The sequence below is a fragment of the Sphingomonas sp. Leaf339 genome (genome assembly GCF_001426195.1).
Lineage (GTDB): Bacteria > Pseudomonadota > Alphaproteobacteria > Sphingomonadales > Sphingomonadaceae > Sphingomonas.
Map to the genome: position 1 here is coordinate 20847 of NZ_LMRS01000012.1, position 15550 is coordinate 36396.

The 15550-nt window shown below is 62.7% G+C and carries 15 protein-coding genes and 2 tRNA genes; 5 read left to right on the forward strand and 12 right to left on the reverse strand.

The annotated features are described in order from the left end of the window. The first annotated feature begins 19 nt into the window (after positions 1-19). The gene (locus ASG67_RS06975; protein WP_082543375.1) at positions 20-2938 is read left to right on the forward strand and encodes a TonB-dependent receptor plug domain-containing protein; all 2919 of its coding nucleotides are present in this window, start codon (positions 20-22) and stop codon (positions 2936-2938) included. A 313-nt stretch (positions 2939-3251) separates the two neighbouring features. Here ASG67_RS06975 and ASG67_RS18255 read toward each other — a convergent pair whose 3' ends face one another. From ASG67_RS18255 to ASG67_RS07000, 6 genes are all read right to left on the reverse strand, one after another. Beyond that, complete coding sequence (locus ASG67_RS18255; protein WP_156460702.1) at positions 3252-3392, reverse strand: entericidin A/B family lipoprotein; 141 nt, start codon at positions 3390-3392, stop codon at positions 3252-3254. Between the two features lie 64 nt (positions 3393-3456). Then, positions 3457-4338, reverse strand: coding sequence for a hypothetical protein (locus ASG67_RS06980; protein ID WP_056527538.1), 882 nt, complete (start codon positions 4336-4338; stop codon positions 3457-3459). Positions 4339-4390: 52 nt separating this feature from the next. After that, the gene (locus tag ASG67_RS06985; RefSeq protein ID WP_056527541.1) at positions 4391-4588 is read right to left on the reverse strand and encodes a hypothetical protein; all 198 of its coding nucleotides are present in this window, start codon (positions 4586-4588) and stop codon (positions 4391-4393) included. Next, the gene (locus ASG67_RS06990) at positions 4585-6105 is read right to left on the reverse strand and encodes a PAS domain S-box protein (protein WP_056528988.1); all 1521 of its coding nucleotides are present in this window, start codon (positions 6103-6105) and stop codon (positions 4585-4587) included. Before ASG67_RS06990 ends, ASG67_RS06985 begins: the two co-directional genes overlap by 4 nt. 7 nt (positions 6106-6112) lie before the next feature. Continuing rightward, the gene (locus ASG67_RS06995) at positions 6113-6478 is read right to left on the reverse strand and encodes a CsbD family protein (RefSeq protein WP_056527546.1); all 366 of its coding nucleotides are present in this window, start codon (positions 6476-6478) and stop codon (positions 6113-6115) included. Positions 6479-6519: 41 nt separating this feature from the next. Further along, positions 6520-6840, reverse strand: a complete 321-nt coding sequence (locus ASG67_RS07000; protein WP_056527549.1) for a hypothetical protein — start codon at positions 6838-6840, stop codon at positions 6520-6522. Between the two features lie 245 nt (positions 6841-7085). Between ASG67_RS07000 and ASG67_RS07005 the strand changes: the two genes are divergently transcribed. Further along, positions 7086-9680 carry a PAS domain-containing protein gene (locus ASG67_RS07005; protein ID WP_235535095.1) on the forward strand — a complete coding sequence of 865 codons (2595 nt, stop codon included), beginning with the start codon at positions 7086-7088 and terminating at the stop codon, positions 9678-9680. A gap of 39 nt (positions 9681-9719) precedes the next feature. Here ASG67_RS07005 and ASG67_RS07010 read toward each other — a convergent pair whose 3' ends face one another. Then, the gene (locus ASG67_RS07010; RefSeq protein WP_056527551.1) at positions 9720-10370 is read right to left on the reverse strand and encodes an FKBP-type peptidyl-prolyl cis-trans isomerase; all 651 of its coding nucleotides are present in this window, start codon (positions 10368-10370) and stop codon (positions 9720-9722) included. A 137-nt stretch (positions 10371-10507) separates the two neighbouring features. On the opposite strand from ASG67_RS07010, the gene asd reads away from it, so the two are divergent. Beyond that, the gene (gene asd / locus ASG67_RS07015) at positions 10508-11371 is read left to right on the forward strand and encodes an archaetidylserine decarboxylase (protein ID WP_056527553.1); all 864 of its coding nucleotides are present in this window, start codon (positions 10508-10510) and stop codon (positions 11369-11371) included. Positions 11372-11388: 17 nt separating this feature from the next. Here the strand turns inward: asd and ASG67_RS07020 are convergent, their stop codons facing one another. Next, on the reverse strand, positions 11389-11952 hold the full coding sequence (locus tag ASG67_RS07020; RefSeq protein WP_235535096.1) for a Dabb family protein: 564 nt from the start codon (positions 11950-11952) through the stop codon (positions 11389-11391). A gap of 35 nt (positions 11953-11987) precedes the next feature. On the opposite strand from ASG67_RS07020, the gene ASG67_RS07025 reads away from it, so the two are divergent. After that, entirely contained in the window at positions 11988-12239 is a 252-nt protein-coding gene (locus tag ASG67_RS07025) for a hypothetical protein (RefSeq protein ID WP_056527560.1), read from the forward strand. Between the two features lie 59 nt (positions 12240-12298). Beyond that, positions 12299-13192, forward strand: coding sequence for a pirin family protein (locus ASG67_RS07030; RefSeq protein ID WP_056527564.1), 894 nt, complete (start codon positions 12299-12301; stop codon positions 13190-13192). A 129-nt stretch (positions 13193-13321) separates the two neighbouring features. Here ASG67_RS07030 and ASG67_RS07035 read toward each other — a convergent pair. The 4 genes from ASG67_RS07035 to ASG67_RS07050 all read right to left on the reverse strand — a co-directional run bounded on the left by ASG67_RS07035 (position 13322) and on the right by ASG67_RS07050 (position 15470). After that, positions 13322-13398 (reverse strand) — tRNA-Pro (locus ASG67_RS07035). Positions 13399-13465: 67 nt separating this feature from the next. Continuing rightward, a tRNA-Ile gene (locus tag ASG67_RS07040) sits at positions 13466-13541 on the reverse strand. 109 nt (positions 13542-13650) lie between these two features. Then, the gene (locus tag ASG67_RS07045; RefSeq protein WP_056527567.1) at positions 13651-13917 is read right to left on the reverse strand and encodes a hypothetical protein; all 267 of its coding nucleotides are present in this window, start codon (positions 13915-13917) and stop codon (positions 13651-13653) included. A gap of 134 nt (positions 13918-14051) precedes the next feature. Continuing rightward, complete coding sequence (locus ASG67_RS07050; protein WP_056527570.1) at positions 14052-15470, reverse strand: M28 family peptidase; 1419 nt, start codon at positions 15468-15470, stop codon at positions 14052-14054. Positions 15471-15550: the final 80 nt, after the last annotated feature.

The window sequence follows — 15550 nt, forward strand, 5'->3', positions numbered from 1 at the left end:
ATCAAAAGGGGAGATAGACATGTTGCCCATCCTGAGGCGCTGCCATCTGTTGTGCGGCGTGGCTTTGATCGTCGCGTCCGCATCACACGCACAGACGGCGCCGACCGTGACCGACGCGGCGCCGGCTGTAACGCCGGACGTTGACCCTGCTGCTATCGCTGGCGAAGACACGGATATCGTCGTCACCGGATCGCGGATCGTCCGCCCGGATTACGAGGCGCCCAATCCCATCGTCTCGTTCGGCGCGGCCGATATTCAGCGATCGGGCAGCACCAACGTCACCAGCTTCCTGCAACGCGTGCCGGCGCTGACCAATTCGCTGGACAGCACGCGCACCGCTGGTCGCAACCAGTCGGACGGCAGTTTCGGTCAGGTCGGGCTGAACCTGCTCGATCTGCGCGGACTGGGGCCGAACCGTACGCTGGTGCTGGTCAATGGCCGTCGGCACGTCGCCGGCCAGCCGGACACTGCCGCGCTCGACATCAACGCAATCCCGACCGACTTGATCGAACGTGTCGATGTACTGACCGGCGCGGCTTCTGCCGTCTATGGCGCGGATGGCGTCTCTGGCGTCGTCAATTTCGTGCTGCGCCGTGACTTTGACGGGGTGGCCGCTCGCAGCCAGTTCGGCATTTCCGATCGTGGCGACGCCGCCAACCGCTTCGCCTCGATCGTCGCCGGCCGGAACTTCGCCGACGGCCGCGCCAACGTGACGTTGGCGTATGAGTATAATGCCGACCAGCCTCTGGCGAACGACGACCGCTCTTATCTCTCGTTGGCCGAGCGCCAGTTTTTTGTGAACCTCGATGGCTATGATCCTGCGCGGCCGGGCAGTTACAAGATCGGGCCGGTGCGCGACCTGCGTTATCCCTACGGTTCGAACCAGGGATATGTCGTGATCGGCAATCAGGTGTTTCGCGGCGACGGTGCGATCTACACGCCTGGCCGTTTCCTGCAGAACGACGGCTATTCGATCGGCGGTGACGATACGCCGGTGGCGGGATACATCGGCGACATCTTTCCGCGCACTCGGCGCCATGCTGTCAACGCGCTCACTCATTTCGACGCATCGGACGCATTCAAGATCAGCCTGGAGGGCAAGTTCGTTCAGTCCACGGTGACGAGCTTCAGCGGCTTCGGCGGCAACTACCCGGCGACGATCGCACTCGACAATCCGTTCATTCCCGCCAGTATCCTGACGGCAGCGCGCAATGCCGGCCTGACCTCTGTCGATATCAGCCGCAACAATTTCGACATTTCCCGTCGCGGCGAGGAGGATCGGCGGCGCACGTACCGCGGCGTGGTCGATGTCACCGGGCGGCTTTCGGACCATCTGAGCTACGACGCCTCCTACACCTATGGTCAGACGGACGTCCGCGCGACCAAGCTGAACGACCGTTTGAACGACCGTTTCCTAGCTGCGCTCGACGCGGTACGCGATCCGACGACCGGGCAGGTGGTATGCCGTTCGGCCGCGGCGCGCACCGCGGGTTGCGTGCCGGTCAACACGTTCGGCGGCATCACGGTCGACCCGGCCTCGTTCGATTACTTCCTCAGCAATCCGATCAGTAACGCCCGCCTGACCCAGCATGTCGCTAACGCTTCGCTGACTGGCGATTTCGGTCAGCTTTTCGAGTTGCCCGGCGGCCCGGTCGCCTTTGCGGTAGGTGGCGAATATCGGCGCGAGTCCAGCCGCTTCCGTCCCGCCCAGGCGCTGACCGACAATCTGTTCTATCAATATGACGAGTACATCATCCCCACGCCGTCGAACGGTCATTTCGATGTATGGGAGGCGTTTGGCGAGGTCAACGTGCCGATCTTGAAGGATCTGCCGTTCGCCAACCTGTTGTCGGTCGGTGCGGCCGGGCGCTACTCGGATTATTCCACCGTCGATTCGACGCGCAGCTATCAGTTCAACGGCATCTACGCACCCGTCCGCGAGATCAGCTTCCGCGGGTCCTATGGCCGCTCGGTCCGCGCACCCAATATCGGTGAGATATTCCGTCCGCGGACCGGGACCAGCAACTTCTTCTCCGACCCCTGCTATGTCGGCAACCGCAGCCTCGGCACCTCGTTCCGCGGCGCCAATTGCCAGGCGCTCATCACCGCCGCCGGCGGCAATCCCGCCACCTTCACCGCCCAGAACAATCCGGATGCCACGATCTTCATTCCCGGTACGCAGCAGGGCAATCCTGACTTGCGTGCAGAGGTCGCCCGCACTTGGACAGCCGGCGTCGTCCTGCGGCCCGTCTCCGGCTTTTCGATCGGTCTCGACTGGTACGATATTCGCCTGCGCGACGCGATCAACACGCCGGATGCCAACGCCATCGCCGCGCTGTGCGTCGATCAGCCAACGCTCGACAATCCGTATTGTGCGTCGATCAGCCGCCGGACCGGCAGCGGCTTCATCAACGGGTTCGTGGTGCAGCCGCAGAACGTGGCCGCCTTCCGCACGGCGGGTGCCGAACTGAACATCGCCTGGCGATTTACCACGACACGGGCCGGCACATTCGATCTGCGCTTCGTGGGCGGCTATCTCGACCGGCTGGAACAGATCGCGACACCTGGCGCGGTGGTCGAGAACAATGTCGACCAGATATTTCGGCCGAAATATAACTTCACCGTTTCGCCGACCTGGACCACCGGGCCGCTGACGCTCAGCTATAACCTACGCTGGCAGGACGGCGTGCGCCGGTTCAGCCGGATCGATACCGCCGCGAACTCCAGCCTCGTCGATCCGCGCTATTTCCGGTACAAGGAATTGTGGCAGCACGACGTGCAGGCCCAGATCGAGGTCAACGATCGGTTCGCCTTTTATGGCGGCGTCAACAATCTGGCCGATCAGAAGCCGGATATCGGGTTCGAGACGAACGTCCCGATCTCGCCTGTCGGGCGCTTCATTTATCTTGGCGCGAAACTTCGCTATGGAGAGCGTTGACCGGATCGCGCTTGGTCCTGAACAGGACCGGCGATTTGCTATTGACCAGGAGTGGCTGATTGCCTGCTCCTGGCCAGGCATCCCGGCCGCCAACGCCGTGCCACGGAGTGACTGACATACCACGCAAACCAAACTACGATTTCGAGCGCCGGGAGCGCGAGAAGGCCAAAGCCACCGAGTCCGCGAAGAAAGCGCAAGCCAAGGCTGACCGAAAGGCAGCGGCGCAAGAAGCGCCGGATACAAATGAGACTGGAGACGAGTAATCGATAAAAGCACCGCCCGACCAAACCAGGCCGAGCGGTGCTTAAGGCAGTTACTTCTTGCTCTCGCCCGACGCGCTGGAAATCGCGGTACCGGCAGACTTCACGTCTTTCCCGGCACCGTTCACCGTGTTGCAGGCGGAAAGGCCGATCACGGTGGTCAGTGCCAGCACCAGGCCGATTTGCTTTGTCATAATGTTATCCTTCATGGGAAAAATGGGGTGCGGCGGATGCGGTACGCCCATCCGCCGCAGAAACTCAGCGCAGCCGGCGACGGGTTGCCGCCGTTGCACCGATACCGGAAGCGGCCGCACCAACGAGTAGCGCGAACACCAGAACGAATGACGTGCCCGCAGCCGCGCCGGCGGCCTTGTCGGTCGCCGAAATGGCGGTCGCGACCGTCTTGTTCTTCGTTTCCACGAACTGCTGCTTGGCGCGCGTTACCTGCGCCTGAGCTTCGGGACGGCTGATCTTGCGCTGAGCAGCGACGATATCGACGATGCGGCTTTCGGCTTGCTGGCCGTCGGTCCCGCCACGCGCCAGGGCTGGAAGCTGCTTCGCAATTTCCTTTTGCGCCTGCTCGGTCGTCATCTGCGCGGGATCGGTCGGCGCATCCGACAGATAGGCCGCCGCCTCGCTGCGGACATCACCCTCATCGATCCCGGCGATCGAGGCGGCCTTTGGCGCCGCCGCGCTTACCGTCGTGCCAGCCGCGCCGGCCACTGCGCCGACGGTCCGGAACGCACCGCCGATGATCCCACCGACCGCTGAGGTGAGCAGGTAAAGGGTGAGGATCAGCGTCACGCCCCAGACGACCAGGCCATGGACCAGGGCATCAAACCGCTCGTGGACGCCCGCAACCCGCGCTGCGGCATAGCCGCCGATACCGAGTGCGAGGATCGTCGTGATAAGCCAGTAGATGCCGGCGCCGATCCCGAACCCGGCCGCGCCCGGTGTGGTCCCCTCGACCGGATCGACCATCGTCAACCCGATGCCAGCGCCCAAAATGCCGAGGACGAGTTGCACCGCGACGGCGATGACGACGCCGGCGAAGATTGCGCCCCAGGATAGTCGAGTAGGGGTCTTGCCGAGATAAGCATCATCGACCGGCGCAAGGCCGGTGGTTACGTGGGTCGCCATAGTTACTCCTGTTGGAAAGATATCTTCGCCGCGATCAAAACCGCGATGATTTTTAGGGTTTCTGGGATTTCTGGATGTCGGTAGCCTCGGCGACACCCGCCTTCTTTTCGGCGGTGCCACGCTCACGCGCCGCATCGTCACCGATCAGCTTACCGATCGCCTCCTGGACCGATCCCTTGGCGACACGCGTTGCCGCATTCTTCGCCTCTGGGTCGGCAGGGGCTTCCTTACCTGTGCGCCGGGCCGTCATGCTGTGGTCTCCAATTGGGTCCGTTCGTGCATCACGCCCTCGCCGTCGAAGCCCCGGGCACGGGCCCAGGCCACTGCGGCGATGCGGCGGTTGACGCCGATCTTGGCATAGATGCGGGCGACATGATTACGGACTGTGTTGCTGGCGACATCGAGCGTGCGGGCGATCGTCTTGTCGTCGTAACCCCGACAGATGAGTGCAAGCACTTCGCGCTCGCGCGCCGTTAGATCGTCGAGCCCCGGACCGGTGATATCCGGCTGGGGTGCGCGGAGCCGGGCCAGCTTGTCCATGATCGAACGGCTGAACCAGCTCGTGTCCTTCATCACCGCCTCGATCGCGTCGACCAGTTCGAGTTCCGTCGCCTTGCGTTGGGTGATGTCCTGGAACGCCCACAATACGCAGGCGTCGTCACCCAGCGTGATCGCCTCGGTCGATATGATGCAGTCGATCGGCGCGCCGTCTTTTGCCACGATACGGGCGTCATGGCCGCGCAGATCACGACCGTCCTTGATCGCTTCCTCGATCCGATGCCGGATCGCACTGCTTTCCCAAAGCTCGACCTCGCCAAGTGGCCGACCGATGATTTCTGTCGGCGTATAACCGGTCATCGAGGTGAAGCTGGTATTGACCTCGCACAGCAAGTGCCCGTCCCTCGTGCCGATCGCCATCGGCACCGGGGCCATTTCAAAAGTACGGGTGAAGCGCTCCTCGCTATGGCGAAGGGCGTCCTGTGCTTTCCGGCGCGGTTCCAGATCGGCGAAGGTGAACAGCATGCATGGCTGTTCGCCCATGTCGATCGGTTGCCCCGCGACGATGACGAGCTTGGTGCCGCCGCCGGGAAGCTCCATTTCCGCCTCCATCTGCGGAATGGTACGCCCCTCGGCGAGCCGCTCCTTGGCCAGATCGCGCCTGTCTGCCCCGCGTAGAACATCGATGTCGTACACTGTCCTGCACAGCACCTGATCCCGGTGGTGGCCGGTCATATCCAGAAAGCCCTGATTGACCTTGACGAACCGCAGGTCACTCAGCCGGCAGATCACGGCAGGCGCGGGGTTGGCATTGAACGACTGCTCGAAACGGTCCTCGGCCTCGTAGCGCGCGGATACGTCCTGAATGATGAGCACGAGGCACGCGGGTTCTGCCTCGTCGGCATCGTTGAGGACCAGGCTGCGCACTTGATGCACCCAGCGGGGCGCGTCGTCTCCCGCCACCGTCACCTCGACCACCACCTCCGAAAAGGAATCTCCGGCAACCACGCGTTCGACAGGATAGTCATCCGCTTCGACCCGGTGGTTGTTGCGGTAACGCAGTTGGAATCGTGACCGGTAATCGTCCACGGTCGCGCCGAGTTCGGCGATGTCTTCCACGCCGTGCATGGTCAAGGCAGCATCGTTCGCCCAGAGCAGGCTCTGGTCGGGATCGATGAGGATCACACCCTCGTCCAGACCGACGATGATCTGACGCAGATGGCGCAGGTCGGCTGTCTCGCGGAGGGATTTGAATGCTGCCTCGGTCATGACGAACTCAGTCGTGCCGGGCGTGCACGAGCCAGGCGAGGCCATAGCCGGCCAGCGCCGCTGCGACTGCCGAGAGAACGGGCGTATCTTGCACGGTCTGCGCCGCCGCCTTGCCGCTCTTCTGCGCGGTATCGGCGATACGTTCCCCGGCCGCCTTCAACCGGTCACGTGCCTCGTCCGCCAATTCGGGTGCGCTATCGATGGCATCACCGATAATCGACTTGGCTCGCCCGTACGTGTGCTGCGCCCCGCCGGCGACCTGATCGACAACGCCGTCAACCTTCCAGTCGCGGCTGTCGACGGCATCCCCGACGGCCTTTTCGACTTTTCCGCCGACGTAGCGGACGCTACCCTGAAATTCGTCGTTGTTCATGATCGTCTCCTTGAAGAATGAAATGGATATACGGTGATCGGTCAGGGAAGGACGCCGCAGCCGGAGGCGGCCTTGCCCACGGCGAGTGCGATGGCGGGATCCTTCAACTCGCCGGCGACCCTCAGAAGATCGCTAACGGTCAAAACGCCGGGCGTGGTGTCACCCTTGCGATAGGCGGCAGCGGCGCGGCCCAATTTCTGAAGCTGGCCCAGCGACAGATCGCTCTGCAATCGTGTCCCGACGCAATCGGAACGTTCCGCATCCAGCCCATAACGCTGCAGCCCCGTCGAGATACGCGTCGCGGGGGCGGCACAGGCAGTTAGCGCCAGCGCTCCCAGCAACATCGTCGTCAGTGCCTTCATGGTCGATCTCCGCACCGACTCCGCTTAGGCGCTACCGGTTCGGCCGCATCAACCGCTCGCCGTGATGCGTGTTCCTGGTATTTTTGCGGGTTTATCTGGTGTCGAAGTACCATTGTGTCTTTGCTGTTTCATTTCGATACGTTCGAGATGGACGAGTGGAAAACGGACGCGCAACAGCGTCGTTGCGACGAAAACAGGTGTCGCGTAGAGGCCGGTAACAACGCGGCAATCGACGAGTGACGGCCTTGAGTGACACGACCGATCGCGCCGTCGAAATCGGCTCGAAGATGACCGCCGATGCCGAACGCATCGCCGCCGAGTTGATTGGCCAAGATCTCGGAACCGATCCGTTCGTGGCGGCGGTGCGCGCCACGCGCATGCCGATGATCATCACCAACCCCCGGCTGTCAGACAACCCTGTCGTCTTCACCAACGATGCCTTTTGTCGTCTGAGCGGTTATGGCCGGGATGAAATAATCGGGCGCAACTGCCGGTTTCTCCAGGGACCAGACACCGATCCGCAAACCGTGCGCAAAATCCGCGATGCGGTCGGGCGAGCCGAGTCCATCGAGATCGACATTCAGAACTATCGCAAGGATGGGGAGACGTTCTGGAACCGGCTGCTGATGGCGCCGGTCTACGATACCGAGGGTGTTCTGGCCTATTTCTTCGCCAGCCAGGTCGACGTCACGCTCGAGCGGGAGCGATTGAAGGGGCTGGAGACCAGTAACGCATCGCTCATGGCCGAATTGACCGATCGGTTGCGCGTGCAACAGGAGCAGGAGCGCGAACTTGCTTTCACGCTCAAGGCCGCCCGTTTTGGCACGTGGAGCCTGGAGATTGAGTCGAAGCAACTAACGGCATCCGAAACGTGCAAAGAAATTTTCGGCCGGCCGATCGACCAACCCTTCACCTATGCGGATCGACTGGAGGCCATTCATCCTGATGACCGGGCGAAAAGCGTGGCCGAGGTCCGCCGTTGTGTGGCGGAGGGCACGGATTATGATGTCACCTACCGGATTTATCGCGCTGACGGCGAAATGCGATGGATCGGCTCGCGGGGCCAGCCATTTTTCGATGCCGAGGGCAAGGCGCTGCGCATTGCCGGCGTTTCGATCGACATCACCGATCAGCGCCGTAACGAGATCATGCGCGCCGCGCTTGTCGAGCTAGGTGACGTATTTCGCGATACTGAATCTCCCGACGACATCGTCCTTGCCGCCGCCGCGATCATTGGCCGCACGATCGACCTGAGCAGGGTCGGTTATGGCGAGATCGACGCGACAGCCGAAACTGTGACCGTGACTCGCGACTGGACTGCGCCCGGCGTGCATCCCCTGTCGGGTACGTTTAATCTCCGCAATTTCGGGTCGTACATCGACGATATGAAGCGCGGCGAAGAGGTCTGCATCGAAGACATTCGTCTCGATCCCCGCACATGGCAGGCCGTTGACGCGCTTGAATCGGTTAACGCGCGTGCGTTGATCAATATGCCCATCATGGAGAATGGCCAGCTTGTCGCCATGCTCTACTTGGGTAGTGCTTGGGAACTGCGCTGGCGTTCGGCCGAGATCATGTTTGCTCGCGAAGTCGCGGAGCGGACCAGGATCGCCACGGAACGTCGCCGTACGGAGCAGGCACTGGCAGCGCTCGCCTTGTCGCTCGAAGAACAGGTGGCCGCCCGGACGGGGGAGTTGCAACATGCCGAAGACGCCCTGCGCCAATCGCAGAAGATGGAGGCGGTCGGCCAGTTGACCGGTGGCGTCGCCCACGACTTCAACAACCTGCTGACGGTCATCCGGTCGGCGACCGACCTGCTCAAGCGACCCGATCTCAGCCCCGAGCGGCAGGCTCGGTATATTGACGCGATTTCCGACACCGCCGATCGCGCGGCCAAGCTGACTGGTCAGCTACTTGCATTTGCCCGTCGGCAGGCGTTGCGGCCAGAGGTCATCGATGTGGGCCAGAGCCTGCGGGTCATTTCCGACATGTTGGGAACATTGACCGGGTCGAGAATCGAGATCGGCATCGATCTGCGGGAAACGCCTTGCTTCACCAACGTCGATCCCAGCCAGCTCGATACGGCGCTGGTCAACATGGCGGTGAACGCGCGCGACGCGATGGATGGGGCTGGCCGGATCGATATCTCGGTCAGGTCCGCGTCGTTCATTCCCGCCGTCCGCGCGCATCCGGCCGTCGAGGGACAGTATGTTGCTATCTCGATGAGGGATACCGGATCGGGCATCGAGCCCGACAAGCTGGAGCGCATCTTCGAGCCGTTTTACACGACCAAGGGAGTAGGGCAGGGAACCGGCCTCGGCCTCAGTCAGGTATTCGGATTCGCCAAGCAATCCGACGGTGACATCGTCGTCGAAAGTCGGGTCGACGAAGGTACGACCTTCACCCTCTATTTGCCGCGGGCCGACGGCAATGATGTGGTGGCGACTGGTACGACGCTTGAAACCCTGGCCGATGGGCATGGCACCTGTGTCCTGGTGGTCGAGGACAACAAGGAGGTCGGGACGTTCACTACCCAGTCCCTTGCCGAACTGGGCTATGTGACGGTGTGGGCGGCAGATGCGCAGGAGGCGTTGGCCGAACTCGCTAATGATATCTCGCGTTTCGACATCGTGTTTTCCGATGTCATGATGCCCGGCATAAACGGGATTGAACTCGGAAAGCTGATCCGATCGAAATACCCCGATTTGCCGGTGGTCCTGACGTCTGGCTACAGCAACGTGCTGGCGCAAGATGTGACCCACGGCTTCGAACTGCTGCACAAACCCTATTCAGTGGAGCAGCTCTCGCGCATCCTCCGGAAGGTGGCCGAGCCAACGTAATACCTTGGCTGATAAACCTCGTGTGCAGCGGCAATCCGACTATGGCTGTGGGTTGGCATCCTTCGGCACGGCTACCCCGTCTGTTGCGCCGCTGTTCATGCTCGCCACTTCGGCCGCAGTCTTGAAATCCACGACTTCAACCTGAAAGACCAGATCGGAATTGGCAGGGATCGGTCCTGACTCTCGAGCGCCATAGCCCAGCGCCGCCGGGATGCAGAGCCGCGCGACGCCGGACTTCGCCATCATCTGCAGCCCTTGCGAAAAGCCGGGGATAACGCCGTTGACCGGCAGGGGCGACCGCATGCCCTGATCGAACACCGCGCCGGTTGCTGCCAGATACCCGACGTAGTTCAGCAGCACGACGTCGCTCTGGCCGGGCTTTGCGCCCGTACCTGATCGAAGCATCGTATATCCCAATCCCGACGCGGTCGTCGCCGAACACAGCCGCTGCCCCGGTGGCACCACCGGGTTCAACGGCAGAGCGATGATGGTGTTGTTCGCCTTAACCGGCGTTGATGCGGCAGCCCGCGGCTTTTGCTTGCGGACCGTCGCGCCGCTGACCGGCAATGGCGCCGCCAGCAAGGGCAGCATCACGGCGAGGACGGCACGGCGCGAAGCATTCGAAAAAAAGATCATGGCGGCAGCTATATGCAACGCGGCGGCGGCGCGCCACTCCTGCAACTGGGTCATACGAAACAGATTTCAGATTGTTGCAAACCGGATTCGCTTGGACTTCCGGTTGGCTGCGCATAGCCTTCACTCATGAGAATAAGCGTCCGTTATCGATTTCCCGCGCGCAACGCAGCCGACGTTATGGCGTCGGACGCATGAACCCCGGCACGTCAGATCGCGTGAAGGTCCTGCTTCAACATTTGCTCCCGAAGCAACGCCTGACAACCTTCGCCGGCATGGTCGCCAGCGCTCAGTCGAGCTGGGGGACGCCGCGCCTGATCCGCTGGTTCGTCCGCCAATACGGCGTCGACATGGATGAGGCCGCGAATTCCGATATCGCCAGCTACAAGAGCTTCAACGATTTCTTCACGCGCCCGCTCAAGACCGGAGCACGTCCTCTGGCCGCCGCAGATTTCATATGCCCGGTGGACGGCGCGATCAGCCAATTCGGCCCGATCGATGATGGCCACATCATCCAGGCAAAGGGCCATCGCTTTACCGCCGCGGCGTTGATCGGTGGCGACGAGACGCTAGCGGCTGAATTCGCGCATGGCAGCTTTGCCAACCTCTATCTGTCGCCAAAGGATTATCACCGGCTGCACATGCCGTGTGACGGCAAACTGTTGCGGATGATCTACGTGCCGGGCGCGCTGTTCTCGGTCAATCCGGTGACGGCGCGCGGCGTGCCGAACCTGTTCGCGCGCAACGAGCGGGTCGTGTGCGTGTTTGAATCCCCGATCCACGGTCCCTTCGTGATGGTGCTGGTCGGTGCGACTATCGTCGGCAGCATCGCCACGGTCTGGCACGGCGTGGTCAATCCGACGCGCACGGGCAGGGCGGCCGAATGGAGTTATGCTGATCAGGGTATCATGTTGGCGAAGGGCGAGGAGATGGGTCGCTTCCTGCTGGGTTCGACCATCGTGATGCTGTTCAAACACGATGCGATCGAGTTCAACGACCAATGGTCGCCCGAACGCACCGTGCGTCTCGGCGAGGTGATGGGCAACAGTCCGGGCTGAGCCTGCATCAGGACCGATCAGACATCGATGCTGTCGTAGACGACGACACGGTCCCAAAGCTCACCGCAGGATTCCACGAACCGCTTGTGGATGGGATGGTCCTGATACCGGCGCTGGTCCTCGACCGTATCGAACACCATCAGTTCGGAAACGCCGTAGCTGCCATCCACCACCGACCGGTTCTCGGTGTCTGCCGGGACGCCGATCCGCAACTCGCGGATTTCCGGGATGGCGCGCAGCGTTTCCAGACCCGCGATGAGCTTGTCCACGTCAGTCCAACGGCCGGGCGTTTTCATCCAGAAGAAGACGTGGTGAACCATCTGCTTGCGACCACCGCTGCCCGCGGCGATCGCCCGGCCGGCGATGATGGATGAACCCAGTGCAGCAACTACTGCCATCCAGCCTCGACGGTTCACAGCCATTCCATGCCTTCCCTTGACCGGCAAACCCTCAGGAAATGTGGGGTCGCTACCTTCGTTCACGATCGATGGTGACACGCGACAGGCGCTCTTTCCAGCCAGATGTGACGCGGCAACCTTGTAAGATCGGCTCGTGAGCAACGGCATGAGGAGACCGACCACGTGCCGCCGCGTTTAGACTGCTGAAGGAGCATTCCATGAAACCGGCCGACCGTAAAATCGCGATCAATCGCACTGCCGAAATGGCTGCGATCTTTATGATCGGCGACGGCATCCTCGGCATTTTGCAGCCCGAACGGCATGTCGAGCTCTGGCGATCAAACTTTGTCGCTGCCGACATGTTGGTCCGGCCATTCGGCGGCAAGCCCGGCCGTCGCCGGATGTATGGCGTTCTGCAACTTGTGGCAGGCATCGCCTTGGCCTCTCGATTGCGAGTTGGACCGAAGTGATCGACTGACATAGAAATGTACCGAAGCGCAGGTCGTCAGATATTCAGGGAAGCTACATCATGATCGAGATGATCATCGAACAACGTCGACGAAACCTGGGCGGCGGTGTCGAGGTCGGACGCGTCTTGCCCTTCGCCAAGCGGCGGATGGTTGGACCATTCATCTTCTTCGATCACATGGGTCCGCTCGATCTGGCATCCGGGGTGGATCGCAGCGTCGATGTGCGGCCGCATCCGCATATCGGCCTGTCCACGGTAACCTATCTGTTCGCCGGCGAAATGATGCACCGCGACAGCGTCGGTTCGGTCCAGGCGGTTCGACCGCAAGAGGTAAACTGGATGACCGCCGGCAGCGGCATCACGCATAGCGAGCGGTTCGAGCGCGCGCGGGCAGTCGGCGATCATCTTCACGGCATCCAGGCCTGGGTGGCATTGCCCACGGGCGACGAAGAGACGGCGCCTTCCTTCACCCATCACGAGGGGAACGACCTGCCGCAGTGGCACGATCGCGGTGTCATCGGGCAGTTGATCGCAGGCAGCGCATTCGGGCTGACCGCAGCGGCCCGAACCCATTCGCCCCTGTTCTACGCGCACCTAGAAATGGCCGAGGGGAGCATCGCCGAGATCCCCAGCGGTCACGCCGAGCGCGCGGTCTATGTCGCTCGAGGAGAGGTCGAATGCGGTGGCCAGCGGCACGAAGCCGGACGCATGATTGTCGTCGATCGAACGGCATCCTCAGTCCGCGCGCTGCGGCCCTCGACCGTCATGGTGCTGGGTGGCGATCCCGTGGGCGAGCGCCTGTTGTATTGGAATTTCGTATCCTCATCCCATGAACGCCTGATGCAAGCGGCCGCCGATTGGCGGGAGGGACGGATGAAGCTGCCGGACGCGGACGATCAGGAATTCATTCCCCTGCCGGATGGCCCAGTCCCACCAGCGCCGGCGATGTCCTGATGTGAGGATGTCGATGATCGATCTCGAGTCCATCGGCGCGGGCTGGGTCGGTGACGCATCGAAGACACGCGACCCCGATCGGGTCATGCAAACCAGCCTGCGCCATCGCTCGAAGATTTGTTGAATAAGTGGTCGGGGAGACAGGATTCGAACCTGCGACCCCCTGGTCCCAAACCAGGTGCGCTACCAGCCTGCGCCACTCCCCGACGAAGGTGGCGGTAGAGGGGTAATGCGCCGTGTGCAAGCGTTGCAGCGTGGTCATTGTGGTAAAAGTGGTGGGCCCGGCAGGAATCGAACCCGCAACCTAGCCGTTATGAGCGGCCAGCTCTAACCGTTGAGCTACAGGCCCACGCCGACGTCGCCTAGCGCAGTCCGCCAAAAAGAAAAAGGGCGCCTGCCGCATGGCAAGCACCCTTTTTCCTCGTAACGGTCGATCGGGCATGAAGCCCGACCGGCGATTACTTCATGTTGTCGATCTTCTCGTCAGCGGCGTCACGGACGTTGTCCGCAGCTGCTTCGAGGTTGTCCGATGCGTTCTCGAGCGCGGCCGAAGCGGCGACGTTCGAAGAGTTGTCGGCCAGATCTTCGAGGTTGTCGGCCTGGACTTCCAGGTTATCCGCCATCATCTCGGCATTGTTTTCAACAGCAGCCGCTTCCGGCGACTTCGAGCAGGCGGCCACGGACATCAGGCCGGCGGCAGCGAGAACAAAGGCGATCTTCTTCATTCGAATGCTCCCAAGCATAGAAAAAATCGCGTCCGACCTGATTGCCGTCGCGAAGCGGCGTGCATAGCGGACGGACGGAGGCGGTCAACGCGGAAAATTCATCAAACAGCAATGTTGCGACGAGATGATGACAGTCACGGCTGCCTGACGACGGGTCCGATTTCCTCCGGAGCATTTGCCACGATCGCCAGCATCGTCGTCCAAGCCGCTACGTTCTGGCGCAATTGTTCCGGATCGACGCGGTCCAGCGTATCCTCCGGCGTATGGTGTACGTCGAAATATCGCAGGCCCGATTGATTCAGGTCGATTCCGGCCACGCCGGTGCGGATGACCGGGCCAATGTCCGTCCCATCGCCGCCAACACCCGATCCGCGTACGATTCCGAGCGGGGCAAGGGCGGCGGCCAGCCGGTCGCCGACGTTTTTGGCGCTGTCGGGCAGGGCGGTCTCAACGCGCCACACCCGGTCGGCGCCGAAGTCGCTTTCACTCGCGCTGGCATGGCGTTCGCCGGCATGGGCCTTGGCATATTCCTGTCCGCCGAAACCGCCGATCTCCTCGTCGCCGAACCACACGACGCGGATCGTCCGCCGGGGGCGGCCGGCGTCCATCACCAGCTTGGCGGCGGCGGTGGTGATGCCCAGACCGCTGGCGTCGTCGATCGCGCCGGTGCCCAGTTCCCAACTGTCGAGATGCCCGCCGACCAGCACGATACCGGCATCCTTGTCGGTCCCCGGCACCTCGGCGATGACGTTGCCCGACTGGCGCGGGCCGATCAGGCGCGGCGTCAGCGTCAGCTTCAGCGATACCGGCTTCCCCAGCTTCACCATCCGCTCCAGATTTTCCGCGTCCGCCACCGACAGCGCGGCGGCCGGTATCGGCGTGACGCCCGCATCGAAGTTCGTCGTGCCGGCATGGGGGCCTCGGCCATGATCGGTGCCGATCGACCGGATTACGATGGCCGCGGCGCCCTTCTTCGCGGCGATGTTTGGTCCCACGAACCGCGCGGCGCCGCTGCTGCCATAGCTCGATCCATCCTGCGTGGGCTGCATGGCGTTCGACACGAAGGCGATCCTGCCGGTCAGGCTGCCGTCCGGCACCGCCATCAGGTCGTTCAGGCTGGCAAAGTACACGATCGGCGCGGTCAGGCCGGCCGCCGGTGTCGCGCCCGAATTGCCCAGCGCGGTCAGTCGCAGGACTTGTGGATAGGGGGCCACCACCTCGGCCGTCTCCACGCCCCGCTGCCAGACATTCGGCAGGGTATATGTCTCGATTCGCACGTTGCGGAACCCCAACGCCTTCAGCTTCGCCACGCCCCAATCGCGTGCCCGCGCCTGTGCCGCCGATCCGCCCGTGCCGCGCTGGCCGATCTCGGTCGTCAGCCCTTCGGTGATGGCATAGGCGACATCGTCGCGCAGCGCCTTGTCGCGAAGGGCGGCGACCTTCGGATCGACGGCGGCGGCCGGCGGCGCCGCGCGCGATCGGGTGGCGGGCGCTGCCTGTTGCGCGGCGGCGGGTGCGGCGCTGGCAAGCAGCATGAGGGCGAGGCGCTTCATATCGATCCCCTTGTTGGTACGTCACATTGGTATGTCGCAGGGGTAGGGCGGATTGCCGCTGCCACACAAGTCGGCATGGA